Genomic DNA, 20360 nt, shown 5'->3' with positions numbered 1-20360 from the left:
TGAGCCGAAGCGGCGCTCAACCCTTAATTTCCCGCGTACCACGCGCTTTCCGAGGGAATGGGGCCATGAAGATCACCATCGACATCGATTGCACACCCGACGAGGCGCGTCACTTCCTGGGCCTGCCCGACGTGAAGCCGATGCAGGACGCCATGATGCAGGAAATCCAGGACCGCATGACGGCCAGCCTGCACGCCATGGACCCGGAGACGATGATGAAGACTTGGCTGCCGGCGGGCATCCAGGGCATGGAGCAGCTGCAGAAAATGTTTTGGTCCCAGATGGCCGCCGCCATGGGACAGGATGGACGCAAGTGACCGATCCGAAGCCCTATTTCGAAGCCCACGTCTTCTGCTGCACCAACCGACGCCCCGATGGGCACAAGCGCGGCTCCTGCGCCGCCCACGGTTCCGAAAAGCTCCGCGACTATATGAAGGCCCGTGCGCGGGAACTGGGCCTGGACGGCAAGGTGCGGGTCAACGCCGCTGGTTGCCTGGACCGCTGCGAGCTGGGGCCGACCATGGTCATCTACCCGGAAGGCGTCTGGTACACCTACCACTCCCCGGCCGACGTTGATGAGATCCTGAACACCCATCTGGTGAAGGGTGGCCGCGTCGAACGTCTGATGCTCGACACCGACCAGAGGGAGCTGCGGCCGGAACAGGCCGGCTGAGCGCCCCAGCCTCTTTGTAATGATCCATTTGTGATGATCCACACGATTTTCGCCCTTGCCACCGCCCCCGGCCGCGCCGGTGTGGCGGTGGTTCGCATTTCAGGCCTCGCGTCCGGCGACGCCCTGGCCGCACTGACCGGCAAAGCCCTGCCGCGTCCGCGTGAAGCCAAACTCGTGAAGCTGCGCGATCCAAAGTCTGGCGAGGTGCTGGACGACGCACTGGTCCTGTACTTCACCGCCCCGCGCAGCTTCACCGGCGAGGATGTCGTGGAGCTGCACCTGCACGGCGGGCGCGCCGTGGTCGCCGGGGTGGTGGAGGCGCTGGGCGCCCTGCCCGGCCTGCGCGTCGCCGAGCCGGGCGAGTTCACACGCCGCGCCTTCGAGAACGGCAAGCTCGACCTGACCGAGGCGGAGGCCGTCGCCGATCTGGTGGACGCCGAGACCTCTGCCCAGCGCCGACAGGCGCTGCGGCAGATGGAGGGCGCGCTCGGCACGCTCTACGACGGTTGGCGGGAGCGGCTGACCCGGTCGCTGGCCCACATCGAGGCGGACATCGACTTTCCCGACGAGGATTTGCCTTCCAGCGTGTCCGACGCCGCCCGACCGGTTCTGGCGACGTTGGCGGCGGAGATCGACACGCACTTGGACGACAACGGCCGTGGCGAGCGTCTGCGCGAGGGGCTGCACATCGCCATTGTCGGCGCGCCGAACGCCGGTAAGTCGAGCTTGCTGAACGCGCTTGCCCGCCGGGACGCGGCCATCGTTTCGGCCCGCGCCGGCACAACCCGCGACGTGATTGAGGTGCATCTGGACCTGGGCGGCTATCCGGTCGTGCTGGCGGACACCGCCGGCCTGCGCGAAGCCGCGGCGGATGAAGTGGAAGAGGAAGGCATCCGCCGTGCCCGCGACCGCGCGGCGCACGCCGACGTGAAGGTGGCGGTGTTCGACGCGACGGCCCTGCCGGCGCTCGATGCAGCCACCGTGGCGTTGGTCGATGGCGACACGGTGGTGGTGCTGAACAAGACGGACCTGGCGAGTGATCATGGCGGCATCGTCGTTGTGGGACAAGGCGCCCTGTCGGTGTCCGCCCGGACCGGGGCCGGTCTTGCGGATCTGGAGAAGCGCCTGACGGCCTTTGCTGCGGACCGGCTCGCCAGCAGCGGCGTTCCGGCGCTGACCCGCGCCCGGCACCGTTCGGCGCTGGAGGAATGCCGCGATGCCCTTCGTCGCGCTCTGGACGCTCCTCTTCCGGAGTTGATGGCTGAGGATGTCCGCTTGGCCAGCCGGGCGCTTGGGCGCATCACTGGGCGGGTGGATGTGGAGGATTTGCTGGACGTGATCTTCCGGGACTTTTGCATCGGCAAGTGAGCCGGCACAAGCACCCGTGTTTCACGTGAAACAAGCGTGCTCTTTGGGAAACTGTCGCTTGGCTTGAGGGCCGTTCCTCACTAGAGTGCGGCGCATGCGAACGTTCGACGTCATTGTTGTCGGCGGTGGCCACGCCGGATGCGAGGCTGCGGCCGCTGCGGCGCGCATGGGTGCGCGCACGCTGCTCCTCACCCACAAGGTCGAGACCATCGGCGAAATGTCGTGCAACCCGGCCATCGGCGGGTTGGCGAAGGGGCATCTCGTGCGCGAGATCGACGCGCTGGACGGTGTCATGGCCCGGGCTATCGACCGCGGCGGCATCCAGTTCCGCATCCTGAACCGCAGCAAAGGGCCCGCCGTTCGCGGGCCGCGCGCCCAGGCCGACCGCAAGCTCTACAAGAAGGCTATGCAGGCGATCCTGGCGGAACAGGAGAACCTGGCCATCGAGGCTGGCGGCGCCGAAGATCTGACGATCGACGCGAACGGGCGCGTGTCAGGCGTGGTGACCGGCGCGGGGGAAACCATCGCCGCGGGCGCGGTGGTTTTGACCACCGGCACCTTCCTGCGTGGCCTGATCCACATCGGCGAGGAAACCACGCCGGCTGGGCGCGTCGGCGAGGCACCCTCCATCGGCCTGTCGGACACGCTGGCCCGCGCCGGCTTCCCGCTCGGCCGTCTGAAGACCGGCACGCCTCCGCGCCTCGACGGCAAGACCATCGACTGGGATGCGCTGGAAAAGCAGCCCGGCGATCTGCCGCCTCCGCCCTTCTCGTACCTGACCGACCGGATCGACACGCCGCAGATCGACTGCGCGATCACATGGACGACGCCGGAGATGCACGCGCTGATCCGCGGCAACCTCCACCGGGCGCCGATGTACTCCGGCCAGATCCTGAGCACCGGCCCGCGCTATTGCCCGTCCATCGAGGACAAGGTGGTGCGCTTCGCCGACAAGGAACGGCACCAGATCTTCCTGGAGCCGGAGGGGCTGGATGACGACACGGTCTACCCGAACGGCATCTCCACCTCCCTGCCCCGCGACGTGCAGCTGGCCTTCCTGAAGACCATGCCGGGGCTGGAGCGCGCGGCGATGATCCGCCCGGGCTACGCAATCGAATACGACTACGTCGACCCGCGCGAGCTGAAGCCGACACTGGAGACCCGCCGCGTCCCGCGGCTGTTCTTCGCCGGCCAGATCAACGGCACGACCGGCTATGAAGAAGCGGCGGCCCAGGGCCTTATGGCCGGGATCAACGCTGCGATGGTCGCCGGGTGCTCCGCAGCGGGTTTCGTCCTCGATCGCGCCGACGCCTACATTGGCGTCCTGATCGACGACCTGATCACGCGCGGGACCAACGAGCCCTATCGCATGTTCACCTCGCGCGCCGAGTACCGCCTGCTGCTGCGCGCCGACAACGCCGACCAGCGGCTGACGCCCAAAGGGCTCGCCATCGGCTGCGTGGGGTCGGAGCGGCGGGACGCCTTCACGGCGAAAGCGGCGGCTTTGTCCACCGGTCGTGATTTGGTGCGCACTCTTCAGGCGACCCCGGCTGAGCTTCAGCGCCAGGGCATCGCGGTCAACCAGGATGGCGTGCGGCGCTCTGCGGCCGACCTGCTGCGCTATCCGGACCTTGATCTGTCCACCCTCGTCCGTCTCTGGCCGGAGTTGACGGAGATTCCCGCGGACATCGCCGAGCAGTTGGAAATCGACGGCAAATACGCGGGCTATCTCGACCGACAGGAAGCGGACATCCGCGCCTTCCGCAAGGACGAAGCGCTGGAGCTTCCCGACGATCTGGATCCGGACGCCATCGGCAGCCTCTCCGCCGAAATCCGGCAGAAGCTGCGGCAGGCGCGACCGGCGACACTCGGCGCTGCAGCCCGCATCCCCGGCATGACCCCGGCGGCGCTGGTCGCCCTGCTCCGCCACGTGAAGCGGCGCGATGTGAAGGTGGCGGTCTGATGTGCGGCTTTGACGCTGTGGCCTTTCAGGCTGAAACCGGTGTTTCACGTGAAACATTTGACCGCCTCGCCGCCTACGAGGCGACTTTGCGCAGGTGGCAGCCGAAGATCAACCTCGTCGGCCCGTCCACCCTCCCCGACGCGTGGCGCCGGCACTTCCTCGACTCCGCCCAGCTCTTCCCGCTGATCCCGGAGTCGGCCCGCGTGCTTGTCGACCTCGGCAGTGGCGCCGGTTTCCCCGGCCTCGTGCTCGCCATCATGGGAGTGGCGGAGGTGCATCTGGTGGAGAGCGACGCGCGCAAGTGCGCCTTCCTGCGCGAAGCCGCCCGCGCGTCGAACGCAAAGGTCACCGTCCACAACAAGCGGATCGAGGCCGTCACCGGCATGGAGGCCGACGTGGTCACCGCGCGTGCCCTCGCCCCGCTGTCCGATCTGCTGGCCTGGGCGCACCCGTTCATCGGAAATCGCGGTATCGCGGTCTTTCCGAAGGGCCAAAATGTGGCGGAAGAATTGACCGATACCACCAAATATTGGAAGATGCGCACCGAGCGCTTCGACAGCCGCACCGATCCGACCGGAACCATCCTGCGTGTGAGTGGCATCGACCGTGTCTGACCCCGCGACCCCGCGACTACCCCGCTCCGAGGCTTCCCGAGAGGCTGCCATGCCCGCCGCCCTGCCCGCCGCCCGCGTCATCGCCATCGCCAACCAGAAGGGTGGCGTTGGCAAGACGACGACGACGATCAACCTCGCCACCGCGCTCGCCGCCATCGGCAAGCGGGTGCTGGTGATCGACCTCGACCCCCAGGGCAACGCCTCCACCGGTCTCGGCATTCCGCGTGCCGACCGTCGATTCGGCATCTACGACGTGCTGTTCGACGGCATGGCGCTGGAGGATGCGGCGGTGGTGTCGGCGGTGCCGAACCTGTCGATCATCACCTCCTCCGTCGACCTGTCCGGCGCGGAGATCGAGTTGGTCGCCGCCGACAACCGCGAGTTCCGCCTGCGTGACGCGGTCGGCAAGAGCGCCTTGGAATACGATTATGTGTTGATCGACTGCCCGCCGGCGCTCGGCCTGCTGACGCTGAACGCGCTGGTCGCCTCGCACGCCGTCATGGTTCCCTTGCAGTGCGAGTTCTACGCGCTGGAGGGTCTCAGCCACCTCGTCCGCACCATCGAGCGGGTGAAGCGCAGCTTCAACCCCGACCTCGACATCCATGGCGTCGTGCTCACCATGTTCGACAAGCGCAACAACCTGTCGGACATGGTCGCCGCCGACGTCCGTGGCTTCTTCGGGGAGAAGGTCTACGACACCGTGATCCCACGGAACGTGAAAGTGTCGGAGGCGCCATCCCACGGCAAGCCGGTGTTGATCTACGACATGCGCTGCCCCGGGTCGCAGGCATACATTCATTTGGCCGGCGAGGTGCTGCGCCGTGAGAAGAGGCTGAGCGCGTGATGGAGGAGACCAAACGTTCCGAAGGCGGCGCCGCCCGCCGTGCCAGCCTGGGCCGTGGCCTGTCCGCCCTGTTCGGCGAGGCGGCCGACGACTATTCGGCCATCGACAAGGTGCGCCAGTCCAAGCAGGTGCCGATCGAGTTTATCCACCCCGGCAAGTATCAGCCGCGGCGGAACTTCGACGACGAGGCGCTGCAAGGGTTGGTCGAGTCGATCCGCGACAAGGGCATCCTCCAGCCCCTGCTCGTCCGCCGCGACCCCGATTCGACCAACTCCTACGAGCTGATCGCCGGCGAACGCCGCTGGCGCGCCGCCCAGATCGCCGGTTTGCACGAGGTGCCGGTCGTCGTCCGCGAGCTGACCGACCGCGAAGCGCTGGAAATCGCGCTGATCGAAAACATCCAGCGCCAGGACCTGACCCCGTTGGAAGAGGCGGAAGGCTACCGGCGCTTGATGGAGGAGTTTCAGCACACGCAGGAAGACTTGGCGCGCTCGGTCGGCAAGAGCCGCAGCCATGTCGCCAACATGATGCGCCTGCTGGCCCTCCCCGACCCGGTCAAGGGCATGGTGCAGGACGGGGCGCTCAGCGCCGGCCACGCCCGCGCCCTGCTCACCGCCTCCGACCCCGTCTCGGTCGCGCGCGAGGTCGTCAAGCGCGGCCTCAACGTCCGCCAGACCGAAGACCTGATGCGCGGCAACGCCCCGCCCAAGCCGAAGAAGAACGGTGGCGGCGGTTCCCCGGCCTCCGACCCCACGCTGAAGGATGTCGACTTGGTCAATCTGGAGGAGGAAATCTCCGCCCGGATCGGCCTGAAGGTCGCGATCGTCCCTCAGGGCAAGGGCGGCACGCTGACCATCCACTACCAGACGCTCGACCAGCTGGACGACGTTCTGCGCCGACTCGGCGGCGGGGAGTAGCGCGTGCCCGACGCCGAGGCGGTCCGCGCCGGACAGGCGGCCTACACAGGCTGGATCCTGAAATGGGTCTATGACGGGCTCGTCCTCGGCTTTTCCAACCACCGCCTCTGGAAGTGCCCGACCGCGCGGCTGCTCGACCTCTATGACGCCAACGTGACGAGCAACCACCTGGACGTCGGGGTGGGCACGGGCTGGTACCTGGACCACTGCCGCTTTCCGGACCTGGAGCCACGGCTGGCGTTGATGGACCTGAATGAGAACAGCCTTGCCTTCGCGGCGCGGCGGGTCGCGCGCTACCGGCCGGAAACCCACCGCCGCAACGTGCTGGAACCGATTCACTTCGACGATCCAGGCTTCGACTCGGTCGGGATGATGTATCTGCTGCATTGCCTGCCGGGAGCCATGGCGGACAAGGCCGTGGTGTTCGACCACCTGCGCCCGCTGCTGAACCGCAGGGCGGTCCTGTTCGGCGCGACGATCGTCCAGGGATCCGCGCCGCGCGGCCCGATGGCGCGGCGCTTGATGGACCTCTACAACGCCAAAGGTGTCTTTTCGAACCGGGAGGACACCGTGGAGGCGCTCGACCGGGAATTGGCGACGCGCTTCCCGCGCCACGACGTGGCCCTGGTCGGCTGCGTCGCCGTGTTCCGCGCCTTCGCCGACTGACGCCCCGCCCTACCGCCGGGCTAGCGAGGCGAGCTGGAAGAGCACGCGGGCGCAGATGGTTTGGTCCGGCATGTTGGTGCGCTTGCAGTCGGCCTCGGCGTCCACCAGCCGTTCCAGCGCCTGACGCACCAGCGGCGCCGACCAGCGGCGCGCCTGGTTGACCAGCCGCGGCTTCATCTTGAAGAACACCGGCGGGCGCAGCGACTCCACGGCCGCGTCCGGCGACTTGCCGGCAGCGACTTGGCCCGCAACGAGTTGCAGGCGCTGGAAATGCCGCTGCGCGGTGCGCAGGATCGCCACCGCCGCCATGCCTTCCGCGAACAGGCGCGCCAGCGAACGATCGAGCGTCGGGAAGTCTCCCTCCGCCGCCGCCCAAATCGGCTCGTCCAGCGACAGGGCCGCGCTGTCTCCGACGCAGGCCTGCGCGTCCTCCAGCCGGACGCGCTTCTCGCCGCCCATGTAGAGTGCCAGCTTCTCCACCTCGCCGCGCGCGACCATGCGGTCGCCGACGAGGTTGCCGGCCAGGAACGTCAGCGCGTCCGGATCGGCGCTCAGGCCGTGTCCGTGCAGGATGTCGGCGATCACCCGGCCAAGCGACGCCTCCTCCTCCACATAGCAGGGGATGGCCACAGCGGCGTCCGCGCCCTCGAACAGGGTGCGCAGTTTCGACCGGCTGGCGAGGTCGCCGCCCTCCACCACCACGAGGCTGTCGCCGGGCGGCAGGTCGGCCAAGAAGGCCGTGAAGGCGGACGTCGTGTTGTCCTCCGCCTCGCGCACGCGGATCAGCCGGCGCCCGCCGGTGAAGGCGATGGCGGCGGCCTCGTCGGCCAGACGCGCCGGGTCGTCGGCGACGGCGCGGCCCAGCATCTCCGTCACCCGGAACGGATCGGAAAGGTCCTGGACGACAGTGCGCCCTACGGTCATCGCGCGGTCGCGCACGAGGCCGTTGTCGGGGCCATAGAACAGCACGGCCCGGATGCGGGGATCCGGGCTGCGCAGGAAGCCGTCGACGGCCTTCGGTTGAAGCTTCATGGGGAGATCTCCCCAGCCCGCGGCGCGGTCACGCCGTTACGGCTTGGCATCACCGGCCGTCGCTTCCTGCGGCCGGTTCAGGTACATCGCGACGCGCGCGGTGATGTCGTTGGAGATTTCCAGCAGCGCGCGGTCGTAGGCATTCTCAACCGTGACGAGGCCGGCGTACTGCTGCTCCAGCACGTTGTAGCTGACGAAGGAGCGGGAGCTGGACGACAGGACGACTTTGCCGGTGTTGGTGTCCACCAGCTGGTACGGCGCGCTGACGACCAGCTGCGCGCGGACCGCCGTGGCGTCCTTCTGCAGGGCCAGCTTCTGCTCCGACGCGGTCAGGCTGGTCAGCAAGCGGTATTGCGATTGCGCCGGCCGGCCGTCCTTGTAGAAGCGATCGATCAGCAGGTTGCGGAGCTTCTGGCCGTACTGGTCGGAGATCATCCCGATGTCGACCTCCTGCAGCTTCGCGCTGACGTTCGCAGCACCCCGACCGCCGTACAGCGGCTGGAAGCCGCAGGCGGCGGTGCCCAGGGCGACGGGCGCCAGCACGGCGAGGGCCAGCAGCCACCGCCGCGTCTGCCCGCGCGGGCCAATGGGCGGGTGGGCCGGCTTAGACGACGACATTGATCACCCGGTTCGGCACGACGATGACCTTGCGCACGGGCTTGCCCTCCAGGGCGCGTTGGACGTTCGGGTCGGCCAGCGCGGTTTGCTCCGCAGCGTCCTTGGCCATGTCGCGCGGCAGCTCCAGCGTGGCGCGCAGCTTGCCGTTGACCTGCACCGCGACGGTGACCGAGTCCTCCACCACCAGCGCCGCGTCGGCCTGCGGCCAGGGCTGGTTCACCAACAGCGTGGCGTGGCCCAGCTGGGCCCAAAGCTCCTCGCCCAGGTGCGGCATCATCGGACCGACCAGGCGGACGATGGCCTCGAACCCCTCACGCAGGACCCAGGCCTCGCCCTCACCCTTGCCGTCCAGCTCCGCCAGGGCGTTGGACAGCTCGCGCACGCGGGCCACGGCCTTGTTGAAGCGGAACTTCTCCAGGTCCTCCGACACGCCAGCGATGGTCTTGTGGACCAGGCGGCGGGTTGCCTCGGCCTTGCCGCTCAGCGCGCCCGGCTTGGGCGAGCCGGCCGGCGGCAGGTCCACCGGAGCCTCCGTGATCATGCGCCACAGGCGGTTGATGTAGCGCCAGGCGCCGTCGATGCCGGCCTCGGTCCACTCCAGGTCGCGTTCCGGCGGGCTGTCGGACAGCATGAACAGGCGGGCGGCGTCGGCGCCGTAGGTGCCGATGATGTGGGCCGGGTCCACCACGTTCTTCTTGGACTTCGACATCTTCTCGACGCGGCCGACGGTCACCGCGCCGTTGTTGTCGGTGCGGATGTAGTCGCCGAGGTCGTTCTTCTGGATGTCGGTCGGGGCCAGCCAGGCGCCGGTCGCCGCGTCCTTGTAGGTTTCGTGGTTGACCATGCCCTGGGTGAAGAGGCCGGCGAAGGGCTCCTCCACGTTCAGGTAGCCACACTGCTTCAGCGCCCGCGTCCAGAAGCGGGAGTAGAGCAGGTGCAGCACGGCGTGCTCGATGCCGCCGATGTACTGGTCGACCGCCAGCCAATAGTCCACCGCCTCCCGCGTGAAGGCCGCGTCCTCGACCTGCGGCGAGCAGAAGCGGGCGAAGTACCAGCTCGACTCGATGAAGGTGTCGAAGGTGTCGGTCTCGCGCACGGCCGGCTTGCCGCAGGTCGGGCAGGTCGTGTGCTTCCAGGTCGGGTGGTGGTCCAGCGGGTTGCCGGGCTTGTCGAAGGTCACGTCGTCGGGCAGCACGACCGGCAGGTTCTGCGCCGGCACCGGGACGATGCCGCAGCTCTCGCAATGGATGACCGGGATCGGGCAGCCCCAGTAACGCTGGCGGGACACGCCCCAGTCGCGCAGGCGGTACTGGGTGGTGCGCTCGCCCTTCCCCATCTCCTCCAGGCGTTTGCCGACCTCCTGCTTGGCGGGCTCGACCTCCATGCCGTCCAGGAAGCGCGAGTTGCGCAGCAGGCCGGGGCCAGTATAGGCCTCGTCCCCGACGGTGAAGGTGGCCGGGTCGGCGTCCGCGGGCACGACCACCGGGATGACCGGCAGGCCGTACTTGCGGGCGAAGTCCAGGTCGCGCTGGTCGTGCGCCGGGCAGCCGAAGATGGCGCCGGTGCCGTATTCCATCAGCACGAAGTTGGCCACAAAGACCGGCAGCTCCCAGGCCGGGTCGAAGGGGTGCACGACCTTCAGGCCGGTGTCAAAGCCCCGCTTCTCCGCGGTCTCGATCGCCTCCTCGCTGGTGCCCAGCCGGTTGCACTCGGCGATGAACTCCGCCAGGGCGGGGTTGCTCGCGGCAAGCTCGGCGGCCAGCGGGTGGTTCGGAGAGATGGCGGCGAAGGACGCGCCGAACAGCGTGTCCGGGCGGGTCGTGAAGACCTCCAGCTTATCGTCGCGGCCGCGTATGTCGAAGCGGAAGCGCACGCCGGTGGACTTGCCGATCCAGTTCTCCTGCATCAGGCGGACGCGATCCGGCCAGCGGTCCAGCGTGTCCAGCCCCTGCAGCAGCTCCTCCGCGAAGGCGGTGATCTTCAGGAACCATTGGGACAGCTTGCGCTTTTCCACCAGTGCGCCGGTGCGCCAGCCGCGGCCGTCGATCACCTGCTCGTTGGCCAGCACGGTGTTGTCCACCGGATCCCAGTTGACCCAGGACTCCTTGCGGTAGGCCAGGCCTTCCTTCAGGAAATCCAGGAACATCTTCTGCTCGTGGCGGTAATACTCCACGTCGCAGGTGGCGATCTCGCGGCTCCAGTCGATGGACAGGCCCATCGTCTTCAACTGGCCGCGCATGGTCGCGATGTTCTCGCGCGTCCACTTGGCGGGGTGGGTCTTCTTCTCCAGCGCGGCGTTCTCCGCCGGCAGGCCGAAGGCGTCCCAGCCCATCGGGTGCAGGACGTTGAAGCCCCGCGCGCGCTTGTAGCGCGCGATCACGTCGCCGATGGTGTAGTTGCGGACGTGCCCCATGTGGATGCGCCCCGACGGGTAGGGGAACATCTCCAGCACGTAATACTTCTCGCGAGCGGCGTCCTCGCGCGCGGTGAAGCAGCCCTGCTGCTCCCACACGCCCTGCCACTTCGCCTCGGTTTCCTTGACATTGTAACGCGACATGACCGCAGACGCCGTTCTGGTGTGTGTCGAAGGCACTAAAGGTAAGGCGTCGGCGGCCGTCCGAAAGGCGGCGCCGACGCTGTCCCCAGCGATGTCACCCGGATCAGCGCGCCGAGGCGCTCTGGGTGACGCGCAGCTGCCGGGCCCGGGTGAGGACCGCGTCCTCCAGCGTGCCGGAAGTCCCCGGTTCCACCGGCGCCTCGCGCCAGTCGTTGCCGGTGCGCTGCTGCTTGAACACCGACACCCGCACGCCGTCGGCGCGCAGCTGGCGGTCCATGATGTACAGGTTCACCTTGAAGCGCTCGTTCGGCGCGTCCGGCGGGGAGTACCAGTCGGTCAGGATCACGCCGCCGAAGGGATCGGCCGAGACGATCGGCATGAAGGACAGCGTGTCGAGCGAGGCGCGCCACAGGAAGCTGTTGACGCCGATGCCGTTCGGGTCGCCCTGGTCGCTGCCGTTGCGCTTGTTCTTGCCGAACAGGTTGAAGCCGCCGTCGGTGCCCAGCAGGCTGCCGAACTTGTACTCCTTGTTCTTCATCTGGTCGTCGAGCGTTTCCGTCTTGCCGCCCCAGCTGGAGCAGCCGGCCACGGCGAGCGACGCCGCGATCACGACGGGGGCAAGGCGGAGGGCACGGGAACGGCGCATGGTCGGGAACCTGGGTCAATAAAATTGAGGTACCGCGCACGAGAGTGCGGCGGGTGCCGGTGAAAAGACCATAAAAGACCGCCAACGCGCAACAGGCGATGCGGGTCGCCGGCGTCGCGCGGGCGCGCCGGGGCTGCCTTTCCCCCGCATTTCCGGCCGGTGCGGACGGGCGGCGGCGAATGTCATCCAGTCTCCGCAACCGATGCCCGCCAATTGTCGCTTGCCCGCGGCGGACGAGCACTGCCGCCTTTCTGAAGTGTGCTCCGTTCGACACACTGTTCCATCAAAGCAGCATTTTGTCGATTTCCGGCTTGCTGGCGTCCCGCCTTCTGCGTACGACATTCCCAGCCAGGAAGTTAATCCGGCTGAAAATTCTGCTGCCAGGATGGAGGCAACAATCATGAATCGGTATCTGCTGGCGGGCTGCGCCGCCGTTGCTCTGGCGATGGGTGCCGGCGCGGCCAACGCCCAGGCCAAGTTCGAGGTCAAGGTCGGCGGCGACGCCTACTTCGAGGCTGGCTACGTGAGCCAGGACAAGGATTCGGGCCTGCGCTCCACGGAGTTCCAGAACCGCTTCCGCGTCAACATCATCCCGACCGCCAAGGCTGACAACGGCCTCGAGTACGGCGGCCGCGTCCGTATCCGCGCCGCCGGCGCCAACACGAACGTGTCCGGCGACCGCGCCTACATCTTCGCGCAGGGCGCGTTCGGTCAGGTCCGCCTCGGTGTGACCAACTCGTTCAACGACGAGACCTACATCTCGACGCCGACCGACTACCTGCCGCTGGCCCTCGTTGACCGCGTCGTCAACTGGATCGGTGGCGCGCCGGGCACCGCCGGTGCGCAGCTGGGTGGCGGCGCTGTCCCGTACTCGGGCGCCGACGTCAACGGCGGCATTGCCCCGACCGTCACCGGCAACTCGATCGTGTGGCCGTCGCTGGCCATGGAAGGCAACGCGACGAAGATCGTTTACTTCTCGCCGCGCTTCGCCGGCCTGCAGCTCGGCGCCAGCTACACCCCGCGCAACGACTCGGTCAACCAGGACGTTGACCGCCTGAAGATCGCGACGACGGCGACCGCCGCCGCCACGGCGAACTTCCAGGACATGATCGAAGTTGGTGCGAACTACAGCAACACCTTCGCCGGTTTCACCGTCAAGGGCAGCGCCGGCTACTTCTGGGGTGATGCCCTGGGCCGCGGCGTCGCTGGCGACCGTTACGAGGACCTGAACGCCTGGCAGGTTGGCGCGCAGGTCGGCTACGCCGGCTTCTCCGTCGGCGGCAGCTACACCGACTACGGCAAGTCGGGCCAGAACAAGATCCTCGGCAACTTCACCGAGGACACCCGCAACTGGACCGCTGGCGTTCAGTACACCACCGGCCCGATCGTCGTCGGCTTCAACTACAAGTTCGGTGCTGACGCCGGCTCGACCACCCTGCCGGGCAGCCGTCACCTGAACGTCTACGAAGTCGGCGCCGGCTACACCGTCGCCCCGGGCCTGACCCTGCAGGCTCAGTACGACTACTTCGACGCCAAGAGCGACAAGACCGCCACTGCCGCTTCCGGTTCGCCGGACGACAAGGGTCACGTCGTCCTCGTCCGCTCGGTCCTGGCGTTCTAAGCCAAGGTCGTTCGCGACGGAAAAAGGAGAGCGGTGGCTTCGGCCACCGCTCTTTTTTTGTGCGCAAAAAGTTGCACAAGCTTTGTGCGGATCGCCTAATCCCTGGGCGCGAGATGTTCTATATTTGCAGCAGACACGAATTATCATTGAATAACAGGTATTTAGGCGTGTGCTTAAATTGCCACGGTGTATCACGAGGACACTTACGGGTGTGGAAACCGGCTTGCCGGCCATCGAGACTGGGAGTTAACTCGCGGTTGGGAAGCACAACCGTTCAACCCCTCTCGGGGTCGCCTGTCAGAAGGATGGAACATCCATGAAGCGTTCTCTCGTCATCGGCTGCGCCGCTCTTGCCCTCGCCGCCGGCTGTGGCACGGCGTCGGCCCAGTCCAAGTTCGACGTGGTCATCGGTGGCGACGCGTTCTTCCAGGTCGGCTATGTGAACCAGGACCGTGACACCGGTCTCCGCTCGACCGAATTCCAGAACCGCTTCCGCCTGAACATCACGCCGAAGGCCACCGCCGACAACGGCATGGAATACGGCGGCCGCATCCGCCTGCGCACCGGCAACGGCTCGCCCGTCACCGGCACCGGAGTCACCGCCGACCGCGCCTTCCTGTTCGCCAACACCACCTTCGGCACGATCCAGGCCGGTGTGGTCAACGGCCTGTCGGACGAGTTCGGCATCATCGGCCCGAACGTCGAAGGCATCGCCGGCGGCCCGGACAACAACACCGTCTATTTCCTGAACGGCTCGCCCACCTACGCCCTGCTGCCGACGACGACGAACAACTTCCGCACCTTCGTCTCCGGCGACACCGGCACCAAGATCCTGTACCTGACCCCGGTCATCGCCGGCTTCCAGGGCGGCATCTCCTACATGCCGCAGACCGGTGACGTGAACCAGTCGGTCAACCGCATCAAGAACAACGGCAACTTCCAGGACGTCGTGGAGCTTGGCGGCCTGTACAAGAACGAGTTCGGCGACTTCTCGGTCGAGGCGAGCGCCTTCTACCAGTTCGGCAAGACGCAGAGCCTGGGCGCCACCAGCTTCGAGAACCTCAGCTCGGTCCATGTCGGCGCCAACGTCGGCTACGGCGGCTTCAAGGTCGGCGGCAGCTACGCCTACAGCGGCGACAGCGGTTACGACAAGTCGCTGACCGTCAAGGAGAAGCAGGACGTCTGGATCGCCGGCGCCCAGTACACCACCGGCCCGCTTGTGTTCGCCGTCGACTACCAGTATTCGCGCTCCAACGGCACCAGCCCGAACACCGGCTTCGTCGCCCCGGTCAAGGCCAACCTGTACCAGGCCGGCGTGACCTACACCATCGCGCCCGGCCTGACCACGGGCCTGGAGTACAGCTACCTGGACCTCGACTCCAAGCTGACGACGGCGCAGAACGGTGGCGTGAATCCCGACGACCGCGCCCACATCATCATGCTGGACACCCGCTTCGCGTTCTAAGCGCACCGGCGGACGGTCAAAGAGAAACGGCGGCGGACCAGGGTCCGCCGCCGTTTTCGTGTGTGTGTGGCCCTGTTGAAAGTGCCGCCCTATCCTACTTCTTCGGAACGGCCACTTCCGTCTCGCACAGCAGCAGCATGGCGGCGTCGGCCATGGGAACCCAGACCAGCAGGATGCGGCGCTTGTCCTTGTCGGCTGTGTAGACCGCCGTCTCCGGGTCGGCCACGGACTTCGACTTCGCTTGGCCGACCGACCAGCCGGTCTTGCCGAAATTGTCCATGGTGCTCTGGAAGATGTGGTCCATCTTCTGCTGGTCGCCCTTGCGGAACTCCCAGCCGTAGCTTTCCTGCTTGCCGCAGCGGCGGCCGACGTCGGTGGCGACCTTGGCCAGGAAATTCTTGTAGGTGCCGTCGTCCATCAGCGGGAAGGGCTGCTCGTCGAAGGGCACCTGGGTCAGCGGGGACCCGGCCATCGTCTTGGGCGTGCCCGAGGCGGCGGGCGGAGTCGCCTGGCCAGCTTGTGGGGCAGCCTGCGGGGCCGTCGGCGCCGCAGGCTTGCCGCTGTTCTGTGCAGAGGCGCCGCCGGCGGCCAAAGTGCCGGAGGCCAGTACAAGAGCCGACAAAACCATTGCCGTCGGATTCATCCAGCGCATCCAACCACGCATGCCGTGTTCTCCTCGGGGTGCTTGCGTTTCATGGGTCTGTCCGTTACCACGCCGTCCGGTCCCTGTACACTGACGCGCGTCGGCAAAAGCGCCGGCCAGGGCCAAAGACGTGGCCGAAGACCGGGAGGGCTGCCATGAACGAACCGCACAGCATCGCTTCACAATCCAGCGCAAATCTGGCCGGCGACACCGTGACCGCCCGGCTGGAGGCGGTCCGCCGGTCCATCGCCGACACCTGCGCCGCCGCCAGCCGCCCGGCCGGGTCGGTGACGCTGGTCGCCGTCTCCAAGACCCACCCGGCCGACGCGGTGGAGGAGGCCCTGGCGGCCGGCCAGCGCGTCTTCGGCGAGAACCGCGTGCAGGAGGCCAAGGGCAAGTTCCCTGCCCTGCGCGAGCGTTTCCCGGACCTGGAGCTGCACCTGATCGGCCCCCTGCAGACCAACAAGGCGAAGGAGGCCGTGCTCCTGTTCGACGTCATCCAGACGCTGGACCGACCGAAGCTGGCGGAAGCCCTGGCCGACGCCATGGCGAAGACCGGCCGCCGCCCGCGCTGTCTGATCGAGGTCAACACCGGGGAGGAGCCGCAGAAGGCCGGAATCGCCCCGGGCGAGGTGGAGGGCTTCCTGGCGGCCTGCCGCGAGACCTGGAACCTGCCGGTGACCGGGCTGATGTGCATCCCGCCCGTGGACGACGAACCGGCCATGCACTTCGCCCTGCTGGCCGACATGGCCCGCCGCGCCGGCTTGGCCGAGGTCAGCATGGGGATGAGCGGCGACTTCGAGACGGCCATCCGCTTCGGGGCCACCCACGTGCGCGTCGGTACGGCGATCTTCGGGGCGCGGCCGTATCCGGCGGCGGGGTGAGTGTTGAACGCCGTTGCCCGCAACGGCGTTCGTTCACCCTGCCAGCACCGTCAGTGACGTGTCCGGCCCGCAGTCCTTCAGCAGGCGCAGCAGATCCGGCAGGTGCAGCGCGACGCAGCCGGCAGTCGGTTCCCAGTCCGGGCGGGCGACGTGCATGAAGACGGCGCTGCCCTGCCCCGGCACCACCGGGTCGTCGTTGTGGCCCATCACCACGATCACGTCATAGACGCCGTCGGCGCGCCACAACTCCTCGTGGCTGGCCGCGAAGGGGCGCTTGACCGGCCGATTGTAGGCGGGGTCCGCGGGGGCGTCGCACCAGCCGTCGTCCGGCGCGATGGGAGAAGTTGGCAGGCCCGTCTCCGGCCGCGGCAGCCGGTCGGCGCGCCACAGCACGCGGCGCAGGGGATAGCGGCCGACGGGTGTGGCCCCATCCCCTTCCCGCTTGTCGGCCCTTACCCCGCCGCGCCCCAGCGCGCAACGGAAGGATCCGCCCGGCCACACCAGCCGGCCTTCGTTCAGCCGGCCATCCGGATGCACGATGATGTCCATGGCGCGCTCGCCCACCCGTCCCGTTCGCCCTGATCAACCCGAAAACGCCGGATAGCGTCCCGTCAGCTCGACACGCGCAGGCTCGGCGCGGCGGACTGGGCGGCGCGGCGGCTCTGCTCGTACTTGGCGAGGTTGCGCATCATCGTCTCCGACAGCATGTCCGGCGACACCGGTGTCATGGCGTTGGGGGATGCGCCGTCCTGCACCTCCAGCTTCAGGGCGGGGTTCGGGGCGCTGCTGTCCGCTGCGCCGGCCGTGTCGGCGCCCTGCGCCTTCGCGCCGTCCTTCCCGGCTTGTGTCCGGCCGGCCTGGAGCGGCGCGGATTGGGCGTTGGCCAGGGTGGAGCCGGGCATGGGCGCCGCGAAGCGGGGTGCCGCGTGCTTGGCCATCATGGAGTTGGCGAGCGGGGTGTCGCGCGTCGGCATGCGCGAGGGCCCCGGCGCTCCGCCGAGAGCGTCGCGCGGCGTTCCGCCGGCCAGGCGCTGGGCACCGGCCGCCTGGGTCCCGGCTTGGGCACCCGCCTGGAGCCCGAGCGCTGCGGCGCTCGCCGCGCCCATGGGATGGGCCGCCGCCGGCGGCGTTGCGCTGGCGTTCAGGCGGACCGGCCGGTCCGACCCGGTCGGCTGGGCGGCCGCCGCAGCGGAGGATCCCTGGACCGCTGCCAGCGCGCCGGCGACGGCGGTGTCCTCCGGCTTCGCCGCGACCTCCGTGGCGGTGCCCAGAGCGGGGGCATCGCCGCCGAAGCCGAGCGAGGCCATGATCTGGTCGCCGAGATCCTTGCCCTGGGCTTCCTCCACCACCGCGTTGGCGATGGAGGCCATGCCGCCGACCACGCCGCCATACAGGATGCCGCCGATCACCTTCGAGGAGGTCTTGATCGTGTCGCCGGTCAGCTCGCGGTAGATGTTGCTGATGATGGGGAGGTGCTGAAGCGGGTTGATGACGTCCAGGAAGTCGTCGAAGGACATCTCCCCGCGGATCTCGACCCCGCGGCCGTTGTGGCCGTCGCTGATGACGGGGGACGGCGGCCGCTCGCGCGGCACCGCACGCGCGACGGCCCCGGGGGCCGCGGCGGCGGTGTCGATGGTCGTGGCGTCGATGGCCATGGTCGGTCTCCCGGCACTGAGTCCATCACCGGGTAAGCAACCGGCGTGCCAGGATTATGGGCTGTTCCGCTGCGGATTCCCGGCCGATCGTGGGGAATCCGCTGCCGGCCCGGCAAAGGCTGCCGGGTGCCGGTTCATTCCTACCCCATGGAGAGTCGAAGGATTGCCTTAAAGCGGATTGCGATCCGCTTTGGACCGCGACGGCGGGCCCGGCCGCCCATGCGGCCGAAGCCCGGCCGGTGAATGAGGCCATGTGAATCTAAAGCGAACGGACGTTCGCTTTAGAACATGTGCCCGCTGCGCTCGGCCTTGGTGCGCAGATAGCCTTCGTTGTGGCCGTTGGCCGGGAAGATGTGCGGGACGCGCTCCACCACCTCGATGCCGCAGCGGGCGAGCTGGCGCAGCTTCTCCGGGTTGTTGGTCATCAGCCGCACGCCGGCGAAGCCCAGCTGGCGCAGCATCTCCGCCGCCGGCAGGTAGACGCGCTCGTCGGCCTCGAAGCCCAGGATCTCGTTGGCGTCGACCGTGTCGAAGCCGCGGTCCTGAATGCGGTAGGCGCGCAGCTTGTTGACCAGCCCGATGCCCCGCCCCTCCTGCGCCAAGTACAGCAGAACGCCGCTGCCCTGCCGCGCGATCTCCGCGATGGCGCCGCGCAGCTGCTCCCCGCAGTCGCAGCGAAGGGAGCCCAGCAGGTCGCCGGTGAAGCATTCCGAATGCAGGCGGGCCAGCACCGGCTGGTCCGGGGCCGGGTTGCCGATGATGATGGCCAGATGCTCCGGCCCGCCGTCGATCGGGCGGAAGGCGACGATGCGCGTGTTCTCCGCACCGGACAGCGGCACGCGGGCCTCCGCCACCTTGCGCAGGGTGCGCACGACGTGGATGCGGTAGTCTGCGATGTCGCGGGCGCGCACCAGAAGCAGGTCATGCTCGGCGGCCCAGTCCGCGGCGGAGCCGCGCGGTTCTGCCGCGGCGTGCGCGACCACGGCGGCGGGCAGCAGCCGCGCCAGCCGGGCGAGGTCGACCGCCGCCGCCTCGCGCGATCCGGGCTCCACCGCTGCGGCGGTCAGGCCGGCGGGCAGGGCGCCGTAGGGTGTGTGCTCCGGGTCGGCCAGCGCGTGCGCCTCGTCCGCGGTCAGGCAGCGGGGCAGCGACAGAGCGACGACGCCCGTCCCCTCCTCCATCAGCTTCAGCACGGTGGCCCGGCGCCGCGTGACGGCCAGCAGCGGCGTGCCGCCGGTCAGCCGTTTCAAGCGGTCCACCGCGTCGATCGCCACGGATTCCACGGAGACGGCGGCGCCGACGGAGCCGTCGGCCGTCTCGATGGCGACGACCTCACCCCGGCGCATCGCGGCCAGCGCCCGGTCGACCGCGCGCATGGCGGCTTCGTCGATGGGAAGGGCGGGTTCGGTGGTCAGTTCGGCCTGCATGGGGGACTTCGCTTGAGACGCGCTGGAGCGGGGCGAAAAACCGAGACATAGGCTCGGTTGCGGCGGAAGCAAAGCGCAGGAGGCGCACCCCTGTCCAGCGAATCCCGCGCGCAACACCGTTGCTGAACGCGCAACGAGCGCCGGAGGCGGGGTGAATGCCGCCCTGTGCAGCCGATCCCGGGCCGCGCTATGATGCCGCCCGACCTGTCTTGAAGGAAGCGCTCGCCATGCCGGATCGTCCGGTCCTGCACCACCTGTCGCCGGATCCGTCATTGGCTGGCCGGCCCGCCGGCACCTACGGCCAGACCCTCGTCGACGCGCTGGCGGCCGGAGACTGGCGTGTCGCCCAGACCGCCCTGCCCGGCCCCTACCCCCGCGTGGACCAGTCCGCCATCCTGGCCGCGGACATCGCCCTGACCCGCCTGCCGGACGGAGCCTGGGTGCTGGTGGACGGGCTCGCCCTGCCCGGCTTGGCCGGCGGCATCGCCGCGGACAGCCGCCGCCTGCGGTTCGTCGCGCTGGTGGAGCGGCCGCTGTGGCGCGATCCCGGCTTGACGGCGGATGAGGCGACGGCCCTGCGCAACCTGGAGCAGGGCGCGCTGGCGCTGATGCGCCGCGTCCTGGTGCCCTCCCCCGCCGTCGCGACGGAGGTGGCCGCGCTCGGCCTGCCGGGCGAGTCCGTCACCGTGGTTTCGCCCGATGGCGATGGTGCCCGGCGGCTGGCCGCGCTGCTCGACGCGTGAGCGAAGACAAGCGCGCGGACCCCG

General features: G+C 68.5%; 20 protein-coding genes. 12 read left to right on the top strand and 8 right to left on the bottom strand.

Annotation, left to right across the window (positions count from 1 at the left end):
* The first annotated feature begins 65 nt into the window (after positions 1–65).
* The 8 genes from M2351_RS00470 (at position 66) to M2351_RS00435 (ending at position 7045) form a co-directional block, all read left to right on the top strand.
* The gene (locus M2351_RS00470; protein ID WP_209767800.1) at positions 66–317 is read left to right on the top strand and encodes a DUF6489 family protein; all 252 of its coding nucleotides are present in this window, start codon (positions 66–68) and stop codon (positions 315–317) included.
* The gene (locus M2351_RS00465; protein ID WP_264654218.1) at positions 314–673 is read left to right on the top strand and encodes a (2Fe-2S) ferredoxin domain-containing protein; all 360 of its coding nucleotides are present in this window, start codon (positions 314–316) and stop codon (positions 671–673) included. Before M2351_RS00470 ends, M2351_RS00465 begins: the two co-directional genes overlap by 4 nt.
* 33 nt (positions 674–706) lie before the next feature.
* Positions 707–2041, top strand: a complete 1335-nt coding sequence (gene mnmE, locus M2351_RS00460) for a tRNA uridine-5-carboxymethylaminomethyl(34) synthesis GTPase MnmE (RefSeq protein WP_264654217.1) — start codon at positions 707–709, stop codon at positions 2039–2041.
* 94 nt (positions 2042–2135) lie between these two features.
* Positions 2136–4004 (top strand): tRNA uridine-5-carboxymethylaminomethyl(34) synthesis enzyme MnmG, encoded by a 1869-nt coding sequence (mnmG, locus tag M2351_RS00455; RefSeq protein ID WP_264654216.1) that lies wholly within the window; start codon positions 2136–2138, stop codon positions 4002–4004.
* Positions 4004–4618, top strand: a complete 615-nt coding sequence (gene rsmG / locus M2351_RS00450; RefSeq protein WP_264654215.1) for a 16S rRNA (guanine(527)-N(7))-methyltransferase RsmG — start codon at positions 4004–4006, stop codon at positions 4616–4618. Before mnmG ends, rsmG begins: the two co-directional genes overlap by 1 nt.
* Positions 4619–4667: 49 nt before the next feature.
* Entirely contained in the window at positions 4668–5462 is a 795-nt protein-coding gene (locus M2351_RS00445) for a ParA family protein (protein ID WP_209767805.1), read from the top strand.
* A complete protein-coding gene (locus tag M2351_RS00440; RefSeq protein WP_264654214.1) occupies positions 5462–6379 on the top strand; it encodes a ParB/RepB/Spo0J family partition protein in 918 nt (305 codons plus the stop codon). The genes M2351_RS00445 and M2351_RS00440 overlap by 1 nt, the downstream gene beginning before the upstream one ends.
* A gap of 3 nt (positions 6380–6382) precedes the next feature.
* Entirely contained in the window at positions 6383–7045 is a 663-nt protein-coding gene (locus M2351_RS00435; RefSeq protein WP_264654213.1) for a class I SAM-dependent methyltransferase, read from the top strand.
* A gap of 9 nt (positions 7046–7054) precedes the next feature.
* Here the strand turns inward: M2351_RS00435 and holA are convergent, their stop codons facing one another.
* The 4 genes from holA to M2351_RS00415 all read right to left on the bottom strand — a co-directional run bounded on the left by holA (position 7055) and on the right by M2351_RS00415 (position 11898).
* The gene (gene holA, locus M2351_RS00430) at positions 7055–8077 is read right to left on the bottom strand and encodes a DNA polymerase III subunit delta (RefSeq protein ID WP_264654212.1); all 1023 of its coding nucleotides are present in this window, start codon (positions 8075–8077) and stop codon (positions 7055–7057) included.
* Between the two features lie 36 nt (positions 8078–8113).
* Positions 8114–8695, bottom strand: coding sequence for an LPS assembly lipoprotein LptE (lptE, locus tag M2351_RS00425; RefSeq protein WP_264654211.1), 582 nt, complete (start codon positions 8693–8695; stop codon positions 8114–8116).
* Entirely contained in the window at positions 8682–11252 is a 2571-nt protein-coding gene (gene leuS / locus M2351_RS00420; protein ID WP_264654210.1) for a leucine--tRNA ligase, read from the bottom strand. The genes lptE and leuS overlap by 14 nt, the downstream gene beginning before the upstream one ends.
* 103 nt (positions 11253–11355) lie before the next feature.
* Positions 11356–11898 carry a DUF3576 domain-containing protein gene (locus M2351_RS00415; RefSeq protein WP_209767811.1) on the bottom strand — a complete coding sequence of 181 codons (543 nt, stop codon included), beginning with the start codon at positions 11896–11898 and terminating at the stop codon, positions 11356–11358.
* A gap of 400 nt (positions 11899–12298) precedes the next feature.
* On the opposite strand from M2351_RS00415, the gene M2351_RS00410 reads away from it, so the two are divergent.
* Positions 12299–13519: a porin gene (locus M2351_RS00410; RefSeq protein WP_264654209.1), complete on the top strand. Its 1221-nt coding sequence runs from the start codon at positions 12299–12301 to the stop codon at positions 13517–13519.
* 316 nt (positions 13520–13835) lie between these two features.
* On the top strand, positions 13836–14984 hold the full coding sequence (locus tag M2351_RS00405; RefSeq protein ID WP_264654208.1) for a porin: 1149 nt from the start codon (positions 13836–13838) through the stop codon (positions 14982–14984).
* A 94-nt stretch (positions 14985–15078) separates the two neighbouring features.
* Here M2351_RS00405 and M2351_RS00400 read toward each other — a convergent pair whose 3' ends face one another.
* Positions 15079–15648: a hypothetical protein gene (locus tag M2351_RS00400; protein WP_264654207.1), complete on the bottom strand. Its 570-nt coding sequence runs from the start codon at positions 15646–15648 to the stop codon at positions 15079–15081.
* Between the two features lie 134 nt (positions 15649–15782).
* Here M2351_RS00400 and M2351_RS00395 point away from each other — a divergent pair, with 134 nt between their 5' ends.
* On the top strand, positions 15783–16511 hold the full coding sequence (locus tag M2351_RS00395; RefSeq protein WP_264654206.1) for a YggS family pyridoxal phosphate-dependent enzyme: 729 nt from the start codon (positions 15783–15785) through the stop codon (positions 16509–16511).
* 33 nt (positions 16512–16544) lie between these two features.
* Here the strand turns inward: M2351_RS00395 and M2351_RS00390 are convergent, their stop codons facing one another.
* The 3 genes from M2351_RS00390 to ribA form a co-directional block, all read right to left on the bottom strand.
* Positions 16545–17060 carry a L,D-transpeptidase family protein gene (locus tag M2351_RS00390; RefSeq protein WP_264654205.1) on the bottom strand — a complete coding sequence of 172 codons (516 nt, stop codon included), beginning with the start codon at positions 17058–17060 and terminating at the stop codon, positions 16545–16547.
* Between the two features lie 62 nt (positions 17061–17122).
* On the bottom strand, positions 17123–18166 hold the full coding sequence (locus M2351_RS00385) for a hypothetical protein (protein WP_264654204.1): 1044 nt from the start codon (positions 18164–18166) through the stop codon (positions 17123–17125).
* Between the two features lie 281 nt (positions 18167–18447).
* Positions 18448–19593 (bottom strand): GTP cyclohydrolase II, encoded by a 1146-nt coding sequence (gene ribA, locus M2351_RS00380; RefSeq protein ID WP_264654203.1) that lies wholly within the window; start codon positions 19591–19593, stop codon positions 18448–18450.
* A 227-nt stretch (positions 19594–19820) separates the two neighbouring features.
* On the opposite strand from ribA, the gene M2351_RS00375 reads away from it, so the two are divergent.
* Positions 19821–20336 carry a glycosyl transferase gene (locus tag M2351_RS00375; protein ID WP_264654202.1) on the top strand — a complete coding sequence of 172 codons (516 nt, stop codon included), beginning with the start codon at positions 19821–19823 and terminating at the stop codon, positions 20334–20336.
* The last annotated feature ends 24 nt before the right edge of the window (positions 20337–20360 follow it).

The organism is Azospirillum canadense, assembly GCF_025961225.1.
Taxonomy (GTDB): domain Bacteria; phylum Pseudomonadota; class Alphaproteobacteria; order Azospirillales; family Azospirillaceae; genus Azospirillum; species Azospirillum canadense.
This window is presented reverse-complemented; position numbering and strand designations above follow the sequence as displayed.

Excerpts from the sequence above, each read along its gene's own strand:
- holA (WP_264654212.1), bottom strand. The coding sequence starts at position 8,077 with ATGAAGCTTCAACCGAAGGCCGTCGACGGCTTCCTGCGCAGCCCGGAT.
- mnmE (WP_264654217.1), top strand. The coding sequence starts at position 707 with ATGATCCACACGATTTTCGCCCTTGCCACCGCCCCCGGCCGCGCCGGT.
- lptE (WP_264654211.1), bottom strand. The coding sequence starts at position 8,695 with ATGTCGTCGTCTAAGCCGGCCCACCCGCCCATTGGCCCGCGCGGGCAG.
- M2351_RS00385 (WP_264654204.1), bottom strand. The coding sequence starts at position 18,166 with ATGGCCATCGACGCCACGACCATCGACACCGCCGCCGCGGCCCCCGGG.
- M2351_RS00375 (WP_264654202.1), top strand. The coding sequence starts at position 19,821 with ATGCCGGATCGTCCGGTCCTGCACCACCTGTCGCCGGATCCGTCATTG.
- M2351_RS00400 (WP_264654207.1), bottom strand. The coding sequence starts at position 15,648 with ATGCGTGGTTGGATGCGCTGGATGAATCCGACGGCAATGGTTTTGTCG.
- M2351_RS00390 (WP_264654205.1), bottom strand. The coding sequence starts at position 17,060 with ATGGACATCATCGTGCATCCGGATGGCCGGCTGAACGAAGGCCGGCTG.
- M2351_RS00470 (WP_209767800.1), top strand. The coding sequence starts at position 66 with ATGAAGATCACCATCGACATCGATTGCACACCCGACGAGGCGCGTCAC.
- M2351_RS00405 (WP_264654208.1), top strand. The coding sequence starts at position 13,836 with ATGAAGCGTTCTCTCGTCATCGGCTGCGCCGCTCTTGCCCTCGCCGCC.
- M2351_RS00395 (WP_264654206.1), top strand. The coding sequence starts at position 15,783 with ATGAACGAACCGCACAGCATCGCTTCACAATCCAGCGCAAATCTGGCC.
- ribA (WP_264654203.1), bottom strand. The coding sequence starts at position 19,593 with ATGCAGGCCGAACTGACCACCGAACCCGCCCTTCCCATCGACGAAGCC.
- M2351_RS00445 (WP_209767805.1), top strand. The coding sequence starts at position 4,668 with ATGCCCGCCGCCCTGCCCGCCGCCCGCGTCATCGCCATCGCCAACCAG.
- mnmG (WP_264654216.1), top strand. The coding sequence starts at position 2,136 with ATGCGAACGTTCGACGTCATTGTTGTCGGCGGTGGCCACGCCGGATGC.
- M2351_RS00440 (WP_264654214.1), top strand. The coding sequence starts at position 5,462 with ATGGAGGAGACCAAACGTTCCGAAGGCGGCGCCGCCCGCCGTGCCAGC.
- rsmG (WP_264654215.1), top strand. The coding sequence starts at position 4,004 with ATGTGCGGCTTTGACGCTGTGGCCTTTCAGGCTGAAACCGGTGTTTCA.
- M2351_RS00415 (WP_209767811.1), bottom strand. The coding sequence starts at position 11,898 with ATGCGCCGTTCCCGTGCCCTCCGCCTTGCCCCCGTCGTGATCGCGGCG.
- leuS (WP_264654210.1), bottom strand. The coding sequence starts at position 11,252 with ATGTCGCGTTACAATGTCAAGGAAACCGAGGCGAAGTGGCAGGGCGTG.
- M2351_RS00410 (WP_264654209.1), top strand. The coding sequence starts at position 12,299 with ATGAATCGGTATCTGCTGGCGGGCTGCGCCGCCGTTGCTCTGGCGATG.